Annotated in this window: 12 protein-coding genes; 8 read left to right on the forward strand and 4 right to left on the reverse strand. The window is 60.4% G+C overall.

All coding sequences use genetic code 11. From position 1 onward, the window contains the following. The first annotated feature begins 121 nt into the window (after positions 1-121). Complete coding sequence (locus OHL20_RS07335; protein WP_263382548.1) at positions 122-4,240, forward strand: Ig-like domain repeat protein; 4,119 nt, start codon at positions 122-124, stop codon at positions 4,238-4,240. Continuing rightward, the gene (locus OHL20_RS07340; RefSeq protein ID WP_263382549.1) at positions 4,241-4,816 is read left to right on the forward strand and encodes an outer membrane beta-barrel protein; all 576 of its coding nucleotides are present in this window, start codon (positions 4,241-4,243) and stop codon (positions 4,814-4,816) included. A gap of 126 nt (positions 4,817-4,942) precedes the next feature. Here OHL20_RS07340 and OHL20_RS07345 read toward each other — a convergent pair whose 3' ends face one another. Then, the gene (locus tag OHL20_RS07345) at positions 4,943-5,959 is read right to left on the reverse strand and encodes a tetratricopeptide repeat protein (RefSeq protein ID WP_263382550.1); all 1,017 of its coding nucleotides are present in this window, start codon (positions 5,957-5,959) and stop codon (positions 4,943-4,945) included. Between the two features lie 361 nt (positions 5,960-6,320). Between OHL20_RS07345 and OHL20_RS07350 the strand changes: the two genes are divergently transcribed. Next, positions 6,321-7,529: a GntR family transcriptional regulator gene (locus OHL20_RS07350; RefSeq protein ID WP_263382551.1), complete on the forward strand. Its 1,209-nt coding sequence runs from the start codon at positions 6,321-6,323 to the stop codon at positions 7,527-7,529. Positions 7,530-7,597: 68 nt separating this feature from the next. After that, positions 7,598-8,941, forward strand: a complete 1,344-nt coding sequence (locus OHL20_RS07355; protein WP_263382552.1) for a sugar porter family MFS transporter — start codon at positions 7,598-7,600, stop codon at positions 8,939-8,941. Between the two features lie 124 nt (positions 8,942-9,065). Here OHL20_RS07355 and OHL20_RS07360 read toward each other — a convergent pair whose 3' ends face one another. Next, positions 9,066-10,826 (reverse strand): ATP-binding protein, encoded by a 1,761-nt coding sequence (locus OHL20_RS07360; RefSeq protein WP_263382553.1) that lies wholly within the window; start codon positions 10,824-10,826, stop codon positions 9,066-9,068. A 261-nt stretch (positions 10,827-11,087) separates the two neighbouring features. Then, positions 11,088-11,411, reverse strand: coding sequence for a DoxX family protein (locus OHL20_RS07365; protein ID WP_263382554.1), 324 nt, complete (start codon positions 11,409-11,411; stop codon positions 11,088-11,090). An 81-nt stretch (positions 11,412-11,492) separates the two neighbouring features. On the opposite strand from OHL20_RS07365, the gene OHL20_RS07370 reads away from it, so the two are divergent. The 3 genes from OHL20_RS07370 (at position 11,493) to OHL20_RS07380 (ending at position 14,742) form a co-directional block, all read left to right on the forward strand. Beyond that, entirely contained in the window at positions 11,493-12,119 is a 627-nt protein-coding gene (locus tag OHL20_RS07370) for a hypothetical protein (protein WP_263382555.1), read from the forward strand. Positions 12,120-12,362: 243 nt separating this feature from the next. After that, positions 12,363-13,046 (forward strand): hypothetical protein, encoded by a 684-nt coding sequence (locus OHL20_RS07375; RefSeq protein ID WP_263382556.1) that lies wholly within the window; start codon positions 12,363-12,365, stop codon positions 13,044-13,046. A gap of 112 nt (positions 13,047-13,158) precedes the next feature. Next, complete coding sequence (locus OHL20_RS07380; RefSeq protein WP_263382557.1) at positions 13,159-14,742, forward strand: PQQ-dependent sugar dehydrogenase; 1,584 nt, start codon at positions 13,159-13,161, stop codon at positions 14,740-14,742. A gap of 65 nt (positions 14,743-14,807) precedes the next feature. On the opposite strand, the gene OHL20_RS07385 is transcribed toward OHL20_RS07380, so the two are convergent. Continuing rightward, the gene (locus OHL20_RS07385) at positions 14,808-16,637 is read right to left on the reverse strand and encodes a CRTAC1 family protein (protein WP_396271768.1); all 1,830 of its coding nucleotides are present in this window, start codon (positions 16,635-16,637) and stop codon (positions 14,808-14,810) included. Between the two features lie 208 nt (positions 16,638-16,845). On the opposite strand from OHL20_RS07385, the gene OHL20_RS07390 reads away from it, so the two are divergent. Then, entirely contained in the window at positions 16,846-18,633 is a 1,788-nt protein-coding gene (locus tag OHL20_RS07390; protein WP_317890938.1) for a glycoside hydrolase family 13 protein, read from the forward strand. The last annotated feature ends 11 nt before the right edge of the window (positions 18,634-18,644 follow it).

Below are 18,644 nucleotides of genomic sequence, written 5' to 3' on the forward strand. Positions count from 1 at the left end.
AACCAAATAACTTGTTACCTTCGAGTTCTGATTTATCCGCCCCCAGTACGACCCGGCAGCCGATAGATGCAATGAGGAACTCCGACGGCATAAGTTCCATGAGCTACATTCGGGGCCATTTATGACCAGCATGACTCGCCAGCCATCCTTCGATTTGAGCATCTCCTCCTCCCTCCCCGGGGCGAACCACCCCCGTTCCAACGCATCGGGACGAGCAATAGGCCGCCTTGCCGCCGGTCTTCGTCTCCAGACCGCCATGATACTCGGCTTCCTTCTGACACTCGTCCTCGCAACGGGTACGGGAGAGGTGCTGGCGCAGACGGTCTCTCAATTTCCCGGAATCGTTCCGGTCGCGGGCACTCCAGCGACCCAGACGGTGAAAGTAACCATGCTCAAGGCGGGCACGGTCGCCGCGGTCCGAACCCTCACCCAGGGTTCCGCCAGCCTCGATTTCACCCAGATCAGCGGTGGAACCTGCACGGCGAACAGCCCCTACGCCATTGCAGACCAGTGCACCGTAAACGTCAGCTTCTCGCCGAAGTTTCCGGGCTTGCGGCAGGGCGCGGTAGTGCTGACGCAGACGGATGGCACAGCTCTCGGCACATCGTTCCTCACCGGCTATGGATCGGGGCCACTCAGCGTCATCACGCCGGGCCACCTCGATACGGTTGCCGGTGACGCAGGTTGGCTCTACGACTTTGACAACGTTCCGGCGACGCAAAGCTCCCTTTTTCTGCCGCAGGGTGTCGTCACGGATGCGGCCGGGAACATGTACATCTCGGACACCAACAACAATCGCATCCGCCGTGTCGATGCCGCTACGCAGCTCATTACGACCCTTGCCGGGGGGGAGTTCCCCGGATATTCCGGAGACAACGGGCCTGGAACGGCGTCGACACTGAATGGCCCAACAGCACTGGCAATCGACGGAGCAGGCAATCTCTTTATCGCCGACAGCGGCAACTTTGTGGTCCGCATGTTGAACACGATCAGCGGGGTCATCACAACTGTCGCCGGAGGTGGCCAGGGCGCACTTGGAGATGGTGGTCCTGCACGAAGCGCAACGCTTGCGACAGTGAAGGGTCTCGCTATCGACGCGCAGCACAACCTTCTGATCGCGGATAGCGGCAACAACTGCATTCGCCGCGTAAATCTGGCTACAGGCATCATCTCCCGCTTCGCAGGTTCGGGCCAACAGGGGACCGACGGAGACCACGGCCCCGCGCTCGCTGCGCAGTTCGCCTATCCCTCCGGAATCAACTTCGGTCAGGATGGCAGCCTCTACATAGCTGATCTAGGCAACAACAGGATTCGCAAGGTCGCTCCGGACGGGACGGCCACAACAGTCGCCGGCGGCGGCGGCACCTACATTGGCGATGGCGGCCTTGCAACTGATGCGGGACTCAATCTGCCAGCGGGCGTGGTCGTGGATCAGGCCAACAACCTCTTCATCGCGGATGCGGGCTGGAACAGCATTCGCAAGGTCACGGCATCTACGGGAATCATCACCACCATTGCCGGAAACATGGCAGAGCAGCTCCAGGGCGATGGTGGTAACGCCGACAAGAGTGAGTGGTATGGTCCGTACGCGATCTACTACGACGGACAGGGCAACCTCTTTATCGCCGATATGTTCCACAACCGAATCCGCAAGATCGACGGCAATCTGGCCAGCTATATCTACGACCCGATCCGCGTCAATCGCACCTCGCCGCCGAACCCCGAGCTGGTTGAGAACGACGGCAACGCCGATCTAAGCCTGGTAACTCCGGCGCTGGTCAACGCGTCGCTCGATCCGGCGACAACCACCTGCACATGGCCGCAGACTCTCAACACCGGTAAGTCATGCGTGATGGGTATCGCCTTCTCGCCAACGACAGTCGCCACGAACGTTCTCGGGTCCGTCTCCCTTACCTCGGCCTCCGGCAACTCACCCGCGGTGATCAACCTGTCGGGTCAGGTCTTGTCGGTCGATCCAACCGCGATCACGGTCACCTCCAGCCTCAATCCTTCCGGGCTTGGGACCAGCGTCACATTCACCGCACACGTCACCACGCAGGGTTCGAGCTTCAGCGGAACGGTTCAGTTCCTCGATGGCACCACGCCGCTCGGAGCACCAGCCCTGAAGGCCACCGGCGCTTCAGGAACCGCAGCCGTCACCGTTTCGACGCTGACGCTCGGTCAGCACAACATCACCGCCGTCTACTCCGGTGATGCAACGAACAACACCAGCACCTCGCCCATCCTGGTCCAGAGTGTGAAGCAGGATACAACTACGGTCCTCGCCTCAAGCGCGAATCCCTCGCTTGAATCTGCTCCAGTCACGCTCACCGCGACCGTCGCAGCAAGCGGCTCGACCCCCACCGGAACCTTCACCTTCATCGATGGTGGCGTGACGCTTGGCACCGGCACGATCAACGCCAGCGGTTCGGCCTCACTCACCGTCTCGACGCTCACCATCGGAACGCATCTACTGACGGCGAGCTACTCGGGTGATACAAACAACGGCCCAAGCATCTCGAACACGGTCCCCCAGGTCGTACAGGGCCAGGGCAGCACGACCACTCTCGGCACGAGCAACGCGACCATCCCGGTCGGTAGCTCCGTCACCTTCTCGGTCCAGGTCCACGGCAGCAGCACAGCCGTAGCATCCGGCTCCGTGACCTTCAAGGATGGTGGAAACGCAATCGGTACGGCGCTGCTCAACAGTGCCTCAGCAGTCACCTTCTCAACCACAGGCCTGACGCCCGGGCTACACACCATCACCGCTGTCTACGCCGGAGACGCCAGCTACGCGGGCAGCACCTCCGCACCACTGGTCGAAACGGTGCAGCAGATCGCCACCGCCACGGCTGTCTCGGCAAGTGTCAACCCAGCCCCTGCAGGCGCACCAGTCGTCCTCACGGCGGCAATCACCGCAACCACCAGCAATCCGACGGGCGGAACGATCAGCGGTACGGTCACCTTCATGAACGGAGGCGTCGTCCTGGGAACGGGATCGGTCTCTGCGAGTGGGCTTGCCACACTCAGCATCGCGAGCATTCCGCTTGGCGGCAACAATATCAGCGCAGTCTACGCCGGTAATCCGAACTACTCAGGCAGCACCTCAGCACCCATCGTGGTGACGGTGAAGCAGGCCACGAGTGCGACGACACTGGCAAGTAACCAGAACCCCTCAACCGTCGAAGACAACATCTCCCTCACTGCAACCGTGACGACTAACGGCGGCAAGGCAACGGGCGTGGTCACCTTCAATGATGGAGGCACCTCGATCGGTCAGGCAACGCTGAACGCCAACGGCGTAGCCTCGATCACCGTGTCGAGTCTCCTCGTTGGTCAGCATGGCTTGATCGCAAGCTATGCAGGTGACACGCAAAACCTCGGCAGCAGCTCACCCGCCTTCAACCAGACGGTCATCCTGCGGCCCTCAACCGACGTGCTCACCAGCTCAGCGACCTCGTTGAACGGTGGACAGCAGATCACCATGATCTCGGTCGTAGGCTGGACCGGCTCAATCGTCCCGACGGGAACGGTCACCTTCCAATCCGCAGGAACCACCCTCGGCGCAGCAGCGATCGACGCCTCCGGTGTTGCCACGCTAACCATCAACCCGCAGACCGGCCTGACCAGCGTCAGTTCGACCTACAGCGGCGACTCCGTCTTCGCTACCTCCTCCTCGGCGGTCATCTCCCTCACCGTCGGTCAACCACCACAATTCACACTTGCTGCAAGCAGCACCGCCCTCACGATGCAGAGCCTGCAACACGGCACGGTTGTCCTCACGGCAGCCTCGGTCAAAGGCTTCTCGGATAAGCTGGCGCTCGGCTGCCTGGGCCTTCCCGTCGCGGCAACCTGCACCTTCACCTCGGACTGGATGATGCTGGCAGCCGATGGATCGAACAGTGTCAACGTGGTCGTCGATACCGGCTCCCCGCTCACTGCTGGCAGCGTGGCGAATACAGCAAAGAATGACACGCATAGCTCCACCATGATCGCCCTCTGCGGATTGCCTGCAGGAGCCTTCCTCTGCCTGCTCTTCTGGAAGGGACGTCGACTGCGGAACTTTGGCGGTCTCCTGCTGATGCTCTGCGCTCTCGGTGCTGCAGTCGGCCTCTCTGGCTGCGGTTCCATCACGACCAACGGAACTCCGGCTGGAACCTACCACTTCCAGATCACGGCCTCCGCAACCGGCTCCGGTGTCATCCAGGCGGTCAACATGACCCTGACGGTGAGCAAGTAGATGAACCGGGACTTTGGTGGCATTCTCAAATGGCTCCTCTCCGCGGTCTGCTTCTGGTTAGTGGTCGCGGCATGTCACGGGCAGGCACGGTACGCAGGTACCGGGCCTGGCTCCCTCATGACGGTAGGCGGAACCGTTAGCGGCTACAACATCGACTATGGCAAGCGAGACCTGGGCGGCGCCAGTGTCTACGCGGACTTCAACGTAACCTGGCGCTTCGGCATCGAAGGCGAAGCGCGACTTCTGCGCTACAACCAGGAGGCCGACACCCACCTGTCGACCTACCTGGTTGGACCGCGAGTCTCCTTCGGCAAACATCGCTTCAACCCCTACGGCAAGCTGCTCGTCGGCCTCGGCCACTTCAACTTCCCGTACGACTACGCAACCGGCAGCTACTTCGTCATCGCACCCGGAGCCGGGGTGGACTACCGGCTGAATCAACGCATCAAGATCCGCCTCATCGACGCCGAGTACCAGGAGTGGCCGCAATTCACCTACGGCGCAATCCATCCCTACGGCATCAGTGCAGGCATCAGCTTCAACATCCTGCGTTCCAGCACCAAGCGCGGCTACTAAGCACCTCAAGCTGCCGACCAATGCCGGGTGCCCCATGTCCAGTTTCTGGGACGTGGAAATGTAAAACCTCAACACAGAAGGGTACGGCTCAGCCGTGCCCTTCGTGTTGCTGAAGCCGCCACAAACCTACTTCACATTCTGCAACTTCGGGTCACTCTTCGCCTGAAGCCTCTGCGCCGTCTGTGTCTCACGCGAAGCATCCTCCGCACGCCCAAGCGAACGATACGCCTGCCCCAGAAGACTATGCGTCATATAGTTGCCGGGGTCCATCGCTACGGCGTGTTCCAGGTACATCACCGCATTCGCAGGAGCCTCCTGCTTCAATAAAACCTTCCCCAGCAGGATGAACGGCGCAGTCACATTCGGCTCCAGAATGACGGCGCGTTGAAGCGACTGCAGCGCCTGCTGATAATTCCCAGCCCGCGAGTACGCATCGCCCAGCCGATCGTAAATAGCCCCATCAAGCGGATTGCGCGTCCGCTCCCTCTCAAACTCAGCCACCGCAACATCAAGGTGATTCCCCGCCAGCGCGATCTCGCCAAGCAGCGCGTGAGCAAGCGGTAACTGTGGATCAATGGCGAGCGCCTTTTGCGCGAAATCCTGCGCGACCGGCAGATAGTCGCGGCGCAGAAGCATTCGGGCCGCAAGAAGATACGCAGCAGCCGAATCGGGAGGAAAGCCGTACTGCGCCCCAAAAGCGTGGCGGGCATCATCGTAGCGGTGCGCATCCAGATAGCAGAGCGCGAGCACATAGCTTGGATCGACGCGGGTCTCCGGCGTCCAGTCATGTGCAGCAAGCAGCAGCGGGATCGCCTCTCCCGGCTTGCCGAGCCGGAAGAGCGTAAGACCGCGCATCTGCGTCGACTCAAGATCCTTCGGGTTCTGGGCGAGTGCAGCGGTAAACGCCGTGTCAGCCTCGGCAAATCGATCGGCGGCATAAAACGCCTTTCCTTGAAGTCGATGAACGCCCTCCGGCACCGGCGTCGTGGCCGCAAGGGCATCAAGCCGCCTGAGAGCCTCAGCGGTTTGACCTCGGTCGATCTGCTGCTGGATCTGTTGTAGATTCTGTGGCGCAGGCGTGGAGACATAGCCCGCACCCGAAAGAGCCGCGCTCAGGATTGCAATGGCCCACAGACGCGCCACAGGACCTGCTAAGCAAAGAAATCTTGAAGAAACGGGGGCTACTGAAGGAGTCATGGGTTGGGCTCAGTCTACCGTCTCAATCCGATCATCATCGGATCATGACCGTCGACATCCCAGAAGCTACGCGTGCCCTCAAAGAGCTGTCAATCACCGGGCCATCCAGCCGACGCGAAGTTGATATGCCACCCTGCACACATTGCAATGTGCAGAAGCAGTGAACATCGATGCGAAAGAACCGCACTGAGCTTGAACGAAACTGCCGAACGGATCGGGGAGACAAAGAGGTAACACGCAGCCGTTCCTTTACGGAGGTTGACTTTGTCTATACATTGGTTCTCTGCACTCTTGCTTTGGAGATTGTATGAAGTCGAAACGACATACCCAGGCAAGCGTGACGGACAGGCAGCGCAAACCAAAGGCCGATCCCACCTCAGGTGGCTCCCCGCTCGAGATTCCGAAGTATCGCCAGGTCTACGACGACCTCCTGTCTTCCATCAAGGCCGGCACCTTCCGTCCCGGCGACCGGCTGCCCAGCGAGGCTGAACTGGGCAAGCGCTACGAGACCTCCCGCATCACCGTCGCCAAGGCAGTCAACGAGCTGCAGCTCCGCGGCCTCGTCTCGCGGCGAGCAGGCTCCGGCACCCACGTTCTCGCCCCAGCACGATCCAGTGGCCACCTCTTCGGGCTCCTCATCCCGGACCTCGGCAAGACCGAGATCTTCGAGCCGGTCTGCCACGGCATGATGCAGTCGCCACTCGCCAAGGCCCACTCGTTACTCTGGGGCCACGCCATGGGAGACGCCGCCCTGCAGGAGCGCGAGGCCGAACAGCTCGCCCATCGCTACGTCGAGCAGAAGGTCTCCGGCGTCTTCTTCGCTCCCCTCGAGTTCACGCCCGCCAGGGACGCCGTCAACCAGCGCATCGTCGCCGTACTCGATCGAGCGAACATCGCCATCGTCCTGCTCGACCGCTGCTACGCCCCCTACCCCACCCGCTCCAAATACGACCTCGTCGGCATCGACAATCGCCGCACCGGCTTCCTCATCACCCAGCATCTCCTGCGCCTCGGCCTGCGGCGGATCGCCTTCCTCGCCAAGCCGCTCTCAGCCACCACCGTTGCCGCCCGCATCTCCGGCTACCGCGAGGCGCTCCTCGCGTACGGCATCGACAACCGCGAGGACCTCGTTCGCCGCGGCGATCCCGACGATCCGAAGTTCATCGACGACATGCTGCAGTCCTGCAAGCCCGAGGGCATCGTCTGCGCCAACGACTGGACCGCCGCACACCTCATGACCCATCTCGCCGCCAAGGGCATCCGCGTCCCCGAAGACATGCGCGTCGTCGGCATCGACGACGTCAAGTATGCCGCCATGCTCCCCACCCCGCTCACCACCGAGCACCAGAACTGCGGCAACATCGGTGCCGCCGCCCTCAGCGCCATGCTCGACCGCGTCGAAAATCCCCTCCTCCCCACCCGCGACATCCTGCTCCAGACCCAGACCGTCGTGCGCCGATCCTGCGGAGCCCACCTGCTCTCAGGCCGAGGGACCGCTTCCAGCCTGTCGGCATAACTCCCTCTGGCTGATATGCTTCTGAGGATTGCCCGTTCCCCCGAACGAAGACCGGAGCCCCGCACCACATGAAGATGACCCCGTACCTTTTTAAGAGCACCATCGTCGGAGCCCTCGGCGGCCTCCTCTTCGGCTTCGACACCGCCGTCATCGCCGGCACCACGCAGCAGCTCACCACCGTCTTCTCGCTCACCCCCTCCACCCTCGGTCTCACCGTCGCCATCGGCCTCATCGGGACAGTCATCGGCGCCATGTTCGCCGGCGTCCTCGGCCAGAAGATCGGCGGCCGCGAGGCCCTGCGCATCATGGCCATCCTCTACACCGTCTCCGCCATCGGCACGGCCATCGCCTGGAACTGGCCATCCCTCATGGTCTTCCGCCTCATCGGCGGCCTCGGCATCGGCGGGTCATCCGTCCTCGGACCGGTGTACATCGCCGAACTCGCCCCGGCCCAGTGGCGCGGCCGCATGGTCGGCCTCTTCCAGTTCAACGTCGTCTTCGGCATCCTCGTCGCCTACCTGTCGAACTACCTCATCGCCCAGTACTTCGTCCACCACGTCAGCCAGCTCGCCATGCAGTGGCGCTGGCAGCTTGGCGTAGCCGCGATCCCGTCCGTCCTCTTCCTCATCATGCTCTACGGCATCCCGCGCAGCTCCCGCTGGCTCGTCACCCAGAACAAGACCGACGAAGCCCTCGAAGTCCTCAAGATGATGGGCTCCCCCAACTCCGAGGCCGAGCTGCAGGAGATCAAGGACTCCATCCACATGGAGCGCGGCATGGGCGACGAGCCGCTCTTCCAATCGAAATACCGCCTGCCCATCTTCCTCGCCGTCTCCATCGGCCTCTTCAACCAGCTCGCCGGCATCAACGCCATCCTCTACTACACGCCCTTCATCTTTGAGAAGGCCGGCTTCAGCCAGCTCTCCGGCTCCCTCCAGACCGTCATCATCGGCCTCATCAACCTCATCGCTACCATGCTCGGCATGTCCCTCATCGACAAGATCGGCCGCAAGACCCTCCTGCTCATCGGCAGCGTCGGCACCGCCCTCTCCCTCGCCGGAGTCGCCGGCATCTTCTTCACCAACTCCCACCAGGACCTGCTCGTCTGGCTCCTCTGCAGCTACATCACCTTCTTCGCCCTCTCGCAGGGAGCCGTTATCTGGGTCTATATCTCGGAGGTCTTCCCCACCCGCGTCCGCGCCAAGGGCCAAAGCCTCGGTTCATCCTCCCACTGGATCATGAACGCCATCATCTCCTTCAGCTTCCCCATCATGGCCAAGGCCTCCGGCGGAACCCCCTTCGCCTTCTTCGCCGCAATGATGGTCACCCAATTCTTCGTAGTCCTCTTCGTCTACCCCGAAACCAAAGGCATCACCCTCGAACGCCTACAAGCAAAGCTAGGCATCCAGTAAGGAACGCAGTCGCTGTCAGCAAAGGCACGGTTGCTTCTCTAGTCGTGAAATCCTGACAGCGCCTTTTCACCCGGTTTCAAACTACGAATAGGTATTCGCCAAGTTAACCACTCGCCTGCTGACTTTAGGCATTTTTTTCGGCTGCGAGGCTGCTGAGAATCCAGTCAACTTCGTTCCGCGCGTGCGAACAAACGGCCGCATATGACAGATACTGAATGTCCTTGCCCGAATTCAGCCGGAGTGGTGTTTCTACATCCTTCCCCATCATGATGATCCTGATTGGGCTAACTGTTGGTGTCAGGTCGTCACGATACTTCTGAGCTTGAGACTCTTCGTCACGACCTATGCTCTTCACGGGTCGTTTAAATTCGATCAAGGTGTAATCCCTTTTCAAGTCGCTGAGCAAAAGAAGGTCAGGTCGCTTCGACTCTCTCTCTCCGGAATACTTGTTCATCGTGTAATTCTGGATAATGGTCTTCAATGACTTATTCGAGAAGAGGAGTGCGTGCTCCACGCCAAGAATCCAAGTGTTTTGTTCAAAAACTTTATGAACTTGACTTTCGAGCGTTGATGCATCGTTGATCATCTTTTCGAAAGCGTCGAGAATGGAAATTCTACGTTTAGCCTGCTTCCCAATCATCACGATTTCGAGCAAACCAAAATTAGTCAGCGCATCCGCAAGAGCTTGAATATCGCCATGCTCCGCTTCATGAACCGCGCGTAAGACTTCCCAATACTCATCCCTCTCTAGCGAGTCAAGTACTACAGCGACGACAGATAGGATACGGTCTTCGCTCTCGCCATAAAATTTCTTGATTACTCGCGATATAGCGGCAGTCGCGTACTCTCTCTTGTACTCAGGCAACTCTCGCAAGCGAGCATCATTCTGCCGTCGTATCAGCGCTTCAAGAGCCTTGAACTCACGCTCAAAGAAACTTTCAAGAGCCTTCCGTATTTCTGTCCGTACATAAACCTGGACCGCTTGTAGACCAATGCTGTTTTCAATCACAGCACCCCAGTCTGCCGTCACGTCACCTTTCAAACCTGCAACCTCAATCTCCCCGCAAACCCGCTTAAGAAGTTCTTTGGGTAGATCCTCTTGATCTTCGAGGCCAAAGTAGGAAGGGTCACCGATGGACTTACCGTCGATCTTGATGACGATTCCGCTCTCACGAAGCTTCTGCTTCCCTTCACAGATGGCAAAGGATAGGGCAACTTCTCCAACCTCAGGCAACGAGTGGGAAAGGTCGAAATACTCCCCAGGAATATCTTTTAGGGTTGTCTCTTGACCATTGACCAAAATCTTGAAATCAGCAGTTCGGCCGTAATCCAGTAGTAATATGCTCCGTAACTTGTCGGCGCTGGGGTGAGTCAATTTACGATTCAGATCACTCAGAATGATTGTCGTACCGTGCGCATCCGGGGAGCACTTCAACTCGGTCAATGGTATCTGGACATGCTCGAAGTCGAACTTCGACTGCGCCATGCTTTCACGCTGAAATAGCAACTCTGCCTGAATACCGCGAGCTTTCGTGATCAACTGCATTCGTTCCGCAATCATCAGTCCCGCGAATTTTCCTATTCCCTTCCGGCCCCGGACCTTTCGGCCTTTTCCCTTAGTCCGGTCACCTTTGATCGTTGTGCGGTCGCGAGCGACTTTAAGGTAGTCACTGCGAAGCTCCGGTACCGTCATCCCATCACCATCATCGATAACCACTATCGGGTCTGAACTCATTTGATCTGGGAGGGTGATAAGAACTTCGTTAGCATCTGCGTCCCACGCATTGTCTACGAGTTCTTTGATTGCCTTCTCAGTAGAGTTATAGGAACTGCCAAGGAGTGTTGCCAACTTCGGGTCAACCCCGAAGTTCAAGGGTTCGGACATTCTTTTGAACCTCAACGGAGAATGTGGGAATTGTACGTTAGGGCGGCGGTCCGCATATCAACTGCACAAGGGTGCCCACTCATCGAGACTCTACCCTCTAAGGAGGTCCTCGCGCTCCTCGAATCGGTAAAGCGTCCGCACGAAAAGTGCGCAAAGCGACTTTATTCACGAGTGTGCCGCATTCTCGGCGAGCGACTTAGCAAAATACAAGCTCGCCTACCTAAAGGGCTTTGCCTTCAAACTGGTCTCACAAAACCTGCTTCAAGAACAACCGTCCATAAGCAACAAACACATAACGAGACCCAACACAGCGGTCATGATGATCGGGGTCGCCTCCGTGTAATTCATGTGCACCCAGACAAACACGCTGCTCTCGATCGTGAGCAGCACCGCCGCCACAACCGTAAGCATCGGGCGCCAGTGGAGAGCGCCGGGAACAATCAGCCCCACGCCGCAGACAAGTTCGAGGACGCCGAGACAGGTCCACACGTCACGCGGCAAACACCAAAGGACGGGACGTCCTGACTCGCACCGCCAAAGCGATCTTCCTACCCTCTTGCTGGTCACCGCCGAACACTGAGACATCTCACCATCCATTATTTTTAACTTGTAGAAAGCACAAACCTCGCCGACACTTCCCTTGCTCACCCTCCGAGGCGTACACCGATGACACCCACACCGCAGCTTTCGCTTCCCAGCCAGATGGCCTCGCAGGCAGAGTTCATCGTCAATAACCTGACCCAGACCGACTACCAGCACGTCTCCAGCATCGATGTCGATCGCGGCATCTACGACTGCGACTGCAACGGCTTCGTCAGCTTCGTCATGCAGCGCGCCGCGCCCGATCACTACGCCATGATCCCGCACGAGCCCGATCAACTTCGCCCGCGCGCCTTCGAGTACTACGTCTTCCTCAGTGCGCACACCCCGCAATCCACCGATGGCTGGCATCGAATCGACTTCCTCCGCGACGCACAGCGGGGAGACATCATCGCATGGCGCTTCCCCACCGTCGAAAAAGGCCACGACACCGGCCACGTGCTCTTCGTAGCGGAGCCGCCAACCGTCGACCACGCCGGCATCTTCACCGTCGTCCTCTATGACTCTGCTGCGCAGCCACACTTCAACGACACGCGCGGCAACGGTCCCGGGCAGTCACCCACGGGAGTCGGCTCAGGCGCAATCAAGTTCAAAGTCGATGCCGCCGGACGACCAACTGCGTTTCAGTTCGCTCCGTCCGACGGCTTCACCCAACTGCCCATCGCGATCGGTCGCCTTGAACCGTTGCCATGATGACCCACCCACGAACACCCATCAACTCGACCGAAGCAAACCTGAGCCCATACCCCAATCCGTGTCATCCGCACTGATCCGTGTTAATCCTCTCCTTGCATTTGCCGTTGTTTTCGCACATTGGCCTACGAGTTAGCCATTTGTGATACACTTAGGTTAGTAGGAAATATCACAAGCTCGGCTACCCAGCCGGGCTTGTTGCGTTTAACCAGCACCCCAACCTGAGCAACAAGGGAGATCACCATGTCCGAATCGACGTCTGAAGCCAAAAAGCCGTACCAGTGCCGCCACATCTTTACCGACGGCCACCAGTGCGGCAGCCCTGCCCTCCGTACCCAGAAGCTCTGCTTCTACCACCACACCAGCCGTCAGCCAGCAGCCCACAAGACCGTCCACGGCATCACCTTCATCGCCCTGCCCGCACCCGACGACTTCCACGCCATCCAGCGCGGCCTCTCCGAAGTCCTCCGCCTGCTCGCCTCGAACGGCATCGACGACCGCCACGCCACCGCCCTCATCAAGGGACTCTCGGTTTGCAGCACCAACCTCGCCCGCGCCGCCCGTCACGCCAAGTCCATGCCCGCCGCCACCGAACTCGTCCAGGACTTCGTCCAGGACCCCCTCCTCGGTGTCCTCGCCCCCGGGCCAGAACCTGAAGCCGACGCCGTACCCATCCCCGACTACACCCCCGTCGTCACCCCACGCCCCACCGTCGAATACCGCCGCGACCCCGAAGCCATCGCCCGCGCCAACGCCCAATGGGACGCAGCCCAAAAGCAGCTCGCCGACCATGCCGCAGCCCGGGCTGCAGGCAAGTCCGAACAAGTCCAGACCTATCCCACCCCGAATCAAGACTTTGGACTCGAAATGAAAAAAACTTGCTCAGTCCCGCCCTTCAAAACCACAAGAGAACTGGTAGTCGCGTAGATAGAAGAAGCCCTGATCAAAGAAGCGCGATACTCTAAGGCGAAAGACTGCGGCTAACGGCGTCGAAATATCGTCTTATGGTCAGACCGCTCTATTGATAAAGGGGAAACACATGCAGCAATGGGGAACGATGAAGCACTTGGCGATCGCGGGGCTGATGGTAGCCGCGGCTGCGAACAGCGCACTGGCGCAGGTCAATGCGGGCGAACAGAAGCCGGAGGCGAGCCTGCCCTTCGCCATTACCCAGGTGACGACGCTGAGCCTGCCGTGGAAGATCGCGTTCCTGCCGGACGGGCGGATGCTGATCACCGAAAAGACCGGCACGCTGCAACTGGTGACGCAGCAGGGAGCGAAGACGGAAGTGGCGAACGTTCCGGCGGTGCTGTGGAAGGGCCAGGGCGGGATGCTGGGCGTCTACCTGTCGCCGCACTATGCGAAGGACCACAACGTGTACCTGACCTACTCCGAGCCGGGCGATGGCGGGTCGAGCCTGGCGCTGGCGCGGGCCCAGTTGAAGATTGGCACGGGTACGGCGAGCCTGGAAGGGCTGCAGGTGATCTGGCATGACGGCGAGCGGGGCCAGGGCGGACAGTTTGGCGCGGAGGTCGCGTTTTCGCCGGACAGCAAGTACCTCTTCCTGACGGTGGGCGAGCGGCAACGGTTTACTCCGGCACAGGACCCGAACCAGCCGCTGGGCAAGGTGCTGCGGCTGACGCTGGACGGCAAGCCTGCTCCGGGCAACCCGATGGCGGGCAAGACGGGAACGCCCACGGTGGGGGTGATCGACCCACCTGCGGATACGGAGAAGGCGAAGACGGCTCCGATCGTGCGGACGTACACCTATCCGGGGCCGAACCTGACGCCTGCGGAGACGTGGGCATCCGGCATCCGCACACCGTACGGGCTGGCCTTTGCGCCCAACGGACAGCTGTGGGAGCTGGAGCATGGACCGCGCGGCGGCGATGAGCTGAACCTGATTCTGCCGGGCAAGAACTACGGCTGGCCGCTGGTCTCGTATGGCCACAACTACAACGGCGTGCCGATCGACAGCCCGGACACGCGGCCCGACCTGACGAAGCCGGTGATCTACTGGGTCCCGGTGATTGCACCGGGCAACCTGACGTTCTACAAGGGGGCGATGTTCTCGCAGTGGAACGGGTCGGGTATCGTCAGCGGACTGGCGTCGGAGGCACTCATCCGCATCGTGTTCGACGGGAACGGCGGAGCGAAGACGGCGGAGCGCTGGCCCATGGGGCACCGGGTTCGCGACGTGGAGGTTGCACCGGATGGAGCGCTGTGGATGATCGAGGACGCGAAGCCGGGTGGGCTGTTCCGCCTGACGCCGGGGAACACGCCGGTTGCTGCTCCGGTGGCCAAGGCTGATGCACCCGCTGCGGCACCTGCGACGGCCGCGGCGCCTGTTGCGGCGACCGGTACGGATGCCAAGACCATCATTGCGAACAACAACTGCCTGCTGTGCCATCGCGTTGGAGGGGACGGCGGCGACATTGGGCCGTCCCTGAACGGCGTGGGGACGCGACGTACGGAGGACCAGATACGGGCGGTGATCGTGAGCCCTCCGGCAAAGACGGCCGCCGGGACGCCGAACCCGATGCCTCCCTATGGAGCAAAGATTACGGGAGACGATCTGACGAGCCTGGTGCATTACCTGAGCACGCTTCCCGCTACACCGTAGGGTTTTGTGGGCAGTAAACGGAGCGCCGAGTCCGATGACCCGGCGCTCCGTTTTGCGTTCGGGAACTAATTTGTGGGTTGGATCCCTTTGCCTTCGAGGACGGTGTAGAAGCGGTCTACGGCGGGGAGGGTGATGTCTTCGCGGAGGCCGTCGGGCCAGCGGATCTCTACCTTATCGACCCTGGTGGCGGGGCCGATGCCGAAGTGGGGGCGGGGGTCGGAGGAGGAGGAGAAGCTGCCACCGGCGTAGACGTCCTCGCGCTGTTTGACGCCGTTGGCGGTGAGGGCCACGGAGGCGCCGATGGCGTCGCGGGGACTCTTCGGGCCGCCGATGAGATGGAAGCCTACCCAGTGATTCTTATCTGCGGCTACGTTGCGCATGAGAGCGGGAGGGCTGTCCATGTTGTTAATGACGGCGTCGATCTTGCCGTTGTTGAAGAGGTCGCCGAAGGCCATGCCGCGGGAGGTGAGGACGGCGGCGAGGCCGGTGCCTTCGACGGGAGGGACGACCTCGAACTTTGTGCCCTTGATGTTGTGGAAGAGCTGCGGGCGCTGGGCGTAGGTGGTTCCCCAGGGGAAGCGGTCGGCGCCGCGATAGACGTGGCCGTTGACGGTGAAGAGGTCTTTCCAGCCATCATTGTCGTAGTCGAAGAAGGCGGTGCCCCAGCCGAGGAAGGGGATGGAGACTTCGGCAAGGTTGGACTCGTAGGCGATGTCGGTGAAGTTGGCGTCGCCGTCGTTGCGGTAGAGAGGTTTGTAGTCGTCGGAGAAGGTGGTGTGGTAGATGTCGAGGAGACCGTTGTTGCGGTAGTCGCCGATGGCGATGCCCATGGAGGCGGTCTCACGGCCATCCTTGTTGAGGGCGTAGCCGGAGGCGTAGGAGATGTCCTCGAAGGTGCCGTCGCCCTTGTTGAGGTAGAGGTAGTTGGGGGTGGAGTCGTTGGCGACGAGGAGGTCGGGCTTGCCGTCGTTGTTGATGTCGATGAAGGCGGCGGCGAGGCCGTAGTAGCCGTTCTTATCGGAGACGCCAGCCTTGAGGCTGACGTCGGTAAAGGTGCCGTCGCCGTTGTTATGAAAGAGATGGTCACCTTCGCCCTTGAGGCCCCGTGGGCCGCACATGACCTTTTCGCCGCGGAACTGGCAGTAGCTGAAGGCCTTGCTGCCGGACTCGGGCTGGTCGGCGATGCTGTAGTGGACGTATCCGGCGACGAAGAGGTCGAGCTTGCCGTCGCCGTCGTAGTCGCCCCAGGTGACGCCGGTGGACCAGTTGCCGAGAGTGACACCGGCCTTCTCGGCGACGTCGGTGAAGGTGCCATCGTGATTGTTGTGGAAGAGGCGATTGCTGCCGAAGTTGGAGACGTAGAGGTCGGGCCAGCCGTCGTTGTCGTAGTCGCCTACGGCTACGCCGAAGCCCCAGCGGTCATTCTGGACGCCCGCTTTGGCGGCGACGTCGGTAAAGGTGCCGTCGTGATTGTTGTGGAAGAGGGCGGCGTGGGGCGCCGGGGCCTTGCCCATGTAGGCCTCGTCGGTGGAGCCGTTGACGAGGTAGATGTCGAGCCAGCCGTCGTTGTCGTAGTCGATGAGGCCGACGCCGGAGCCTACGGTCTCGATGATGAAGTTTTTGTCGGGGGCACCCATCTTGTGGGTCCAGGTGGCGAGGCCGGCCTTCGCGGCGACCTCCTGAAAGACGATGGGGCCTGTCTTGACGAAGCCACCAGCGGTGATGGGGCGCTTCTCGGCGTCCAGGACGGCGGCGTGTGCGGCACCGGTACTGGAACCACCCATGGCGCCGGGTTGCTGGCCGGTCTGGGCGTGTGCGGCGAGACAGGAGAGAGTAAGGATCGACCAGCAGGCTGCAGCGTGAAGAAGGTGGTGCGGGTCGGTGTTACGAAACATGCGGTTCCCTGCTGCTTTCATTTGGTGACGTGCTGATGGGCTCAATTCCGGGATTTGTTCAGCGAGAAACATGATATCCGGTTTGGACGGAAGTCCGGCTTTGACGTTGGGGCTTCATACTGCATCTATTTGCTATGACAATGTGGCCTGAAATGTCTTGAAAATGGTATTGTTGACGGCGAATGACGGGAAACCGGGGAGAATTCTTATGGGAAATTTGATGGACTTGAACGAGCGGGGCGTGGGCGGGACAGGCTTCGCTCGATGGACGATGATGACGCGGGCAGCGGTCGTGCTGGCGCTGGCGGCGATGTGCGGGTCGGCGGCACAGGGGCAGATGACGGCAGCGACTCATGCCGGGGCGGCTGACGGTCCGTGGTGGAAGCATGCGGTGATCTATGAGATCTATCCGCGCAGCTTTCAGGACTCGAACGGCGACGGTGTTGGGGACCTGAACGGGATTACGCAGCGGATGGGTTACCTGCAATCGCTGGGTGTGGATGCGATCTGGATCTCGCCAATGTATCCCTCGCCGCAGGTGGATTTCGGGTATGACATCTCGAACTATGTCGGTGTCGATCCGCAGTATGGAACGCTGGCAGACTTCGACAAGCTGGTGGCTGCGGGCAAGGAGCATCATGTTCGCGTGATCCTGGACATGGTGCTGAACCATACTTCGGACAAGCATGCGTGGTTTGTCGAGTCGGCCAGTTCGCGGACGAACCCGAGGGCGGACTGGTATGTATGGAAGGACCCGAAGGGGTTCGATGCGCAGGGAAAACCGATTCCGCCGAACAACTGGATCAGCGGCTTTGGCGGGTCGGCGTGGGAGTGGGTTCCGGCGCGAAAGCAGTTTTATTATCACGAGTTCTACAAGCAGCAGCCGGACCTGAATTGGCGCAACCCGGTGGTTGAGAAGGCAGCGTTCGATGCGATGCGGTTCTGGCTGGATCGCGGCGTGGCGGGCTTCCGGCTGGATGCGATTCCGACGCTGTTCGAAGATCCGCAGATGCGCGATAACCCAGTCGAGAAGCCGGGCTTGAATGCGCAGGGCGATCCGAACCTGAGTGATATGTATACGAGCAATCTGCCTGAGGTGCATGACGTGATTCGGCGGATGCGCGCGATGGCGGACAGCTATCCGGGGAACCGCGTGCTGATCGGCGAGACGTATCTGCCGAACATCGCTGAACTGAATAAGTGGTACGGCGGTGAGAAGCAGGACGAACTGCAATTACCGATGGATATGCAGGTCGGCTTTACAAACAAATTGGATGTACCGCTGCTGCGGCAGCGCATCAAGGATGTGGAGACCCAGATCGGGAAGAACCATCCACTGCTTGTGTTTGATAACCATGACAATGGGCGGAGCTGGGAGCGGTATGGCGACGGCGTCCATAACGAAGCGATTGCACGGTTGATTGCGACACTGCTGTTTACGTCGCGGTCTACGGCGCTGATGTACTACGGCGAAGAGCTGGGCATGGTGACGTCCACACCGACACGGAAGGAAGACGTGCAGGACCCGATCGGCATTACGGGATGGCCAAAGGAGAAGGGCCGTGATGGCGAGCGGACGCCGATGCAGTGGGACGCCTCGGTCGATGCGGGCTTCAGCACGGCGGCGAAGACGTGGCTTCCCGTGGCTGCCGACTACAAGACGGTGAACGTGAAGGTGGAGGAGGGTGAGCCGAACTCCCTGCTGAACTGGCACAAGAAGCTGATCGCTCTGCGGCGGGATAATAGTGCGCTGCGGGATGGATCGATGACCATGCTGGATGAGAGCAATAATTCTGTGCTTTCCTTTGTGCGGAAGGGTCCTGCTGGTTCGGTAGTGACGGTGTTGAATCTAACCGGGACTGAGCAGACTGTTTCGTTGGATGTTTCAGGTAGTGTAACTACTTTGGTTACAGATGTCCCGGGGCTGATGACGGGGGTCTCGTTGAAGAAGATGGTGGTGCCTGCGTTTGGAAGCTGGGTTGGTGCTGTGAAGTAGTTGGATTATGA

Source organism: Granulicella arctica, assembly GCF_025685605.1.
Taxonomy (GTDB): domain Bacteria; phylum Acidobacteriota; class Terriglobia; order Terriglobales; family Acidobacteriaceae; genus Edaphobacter; species Edaphobacter arcticus.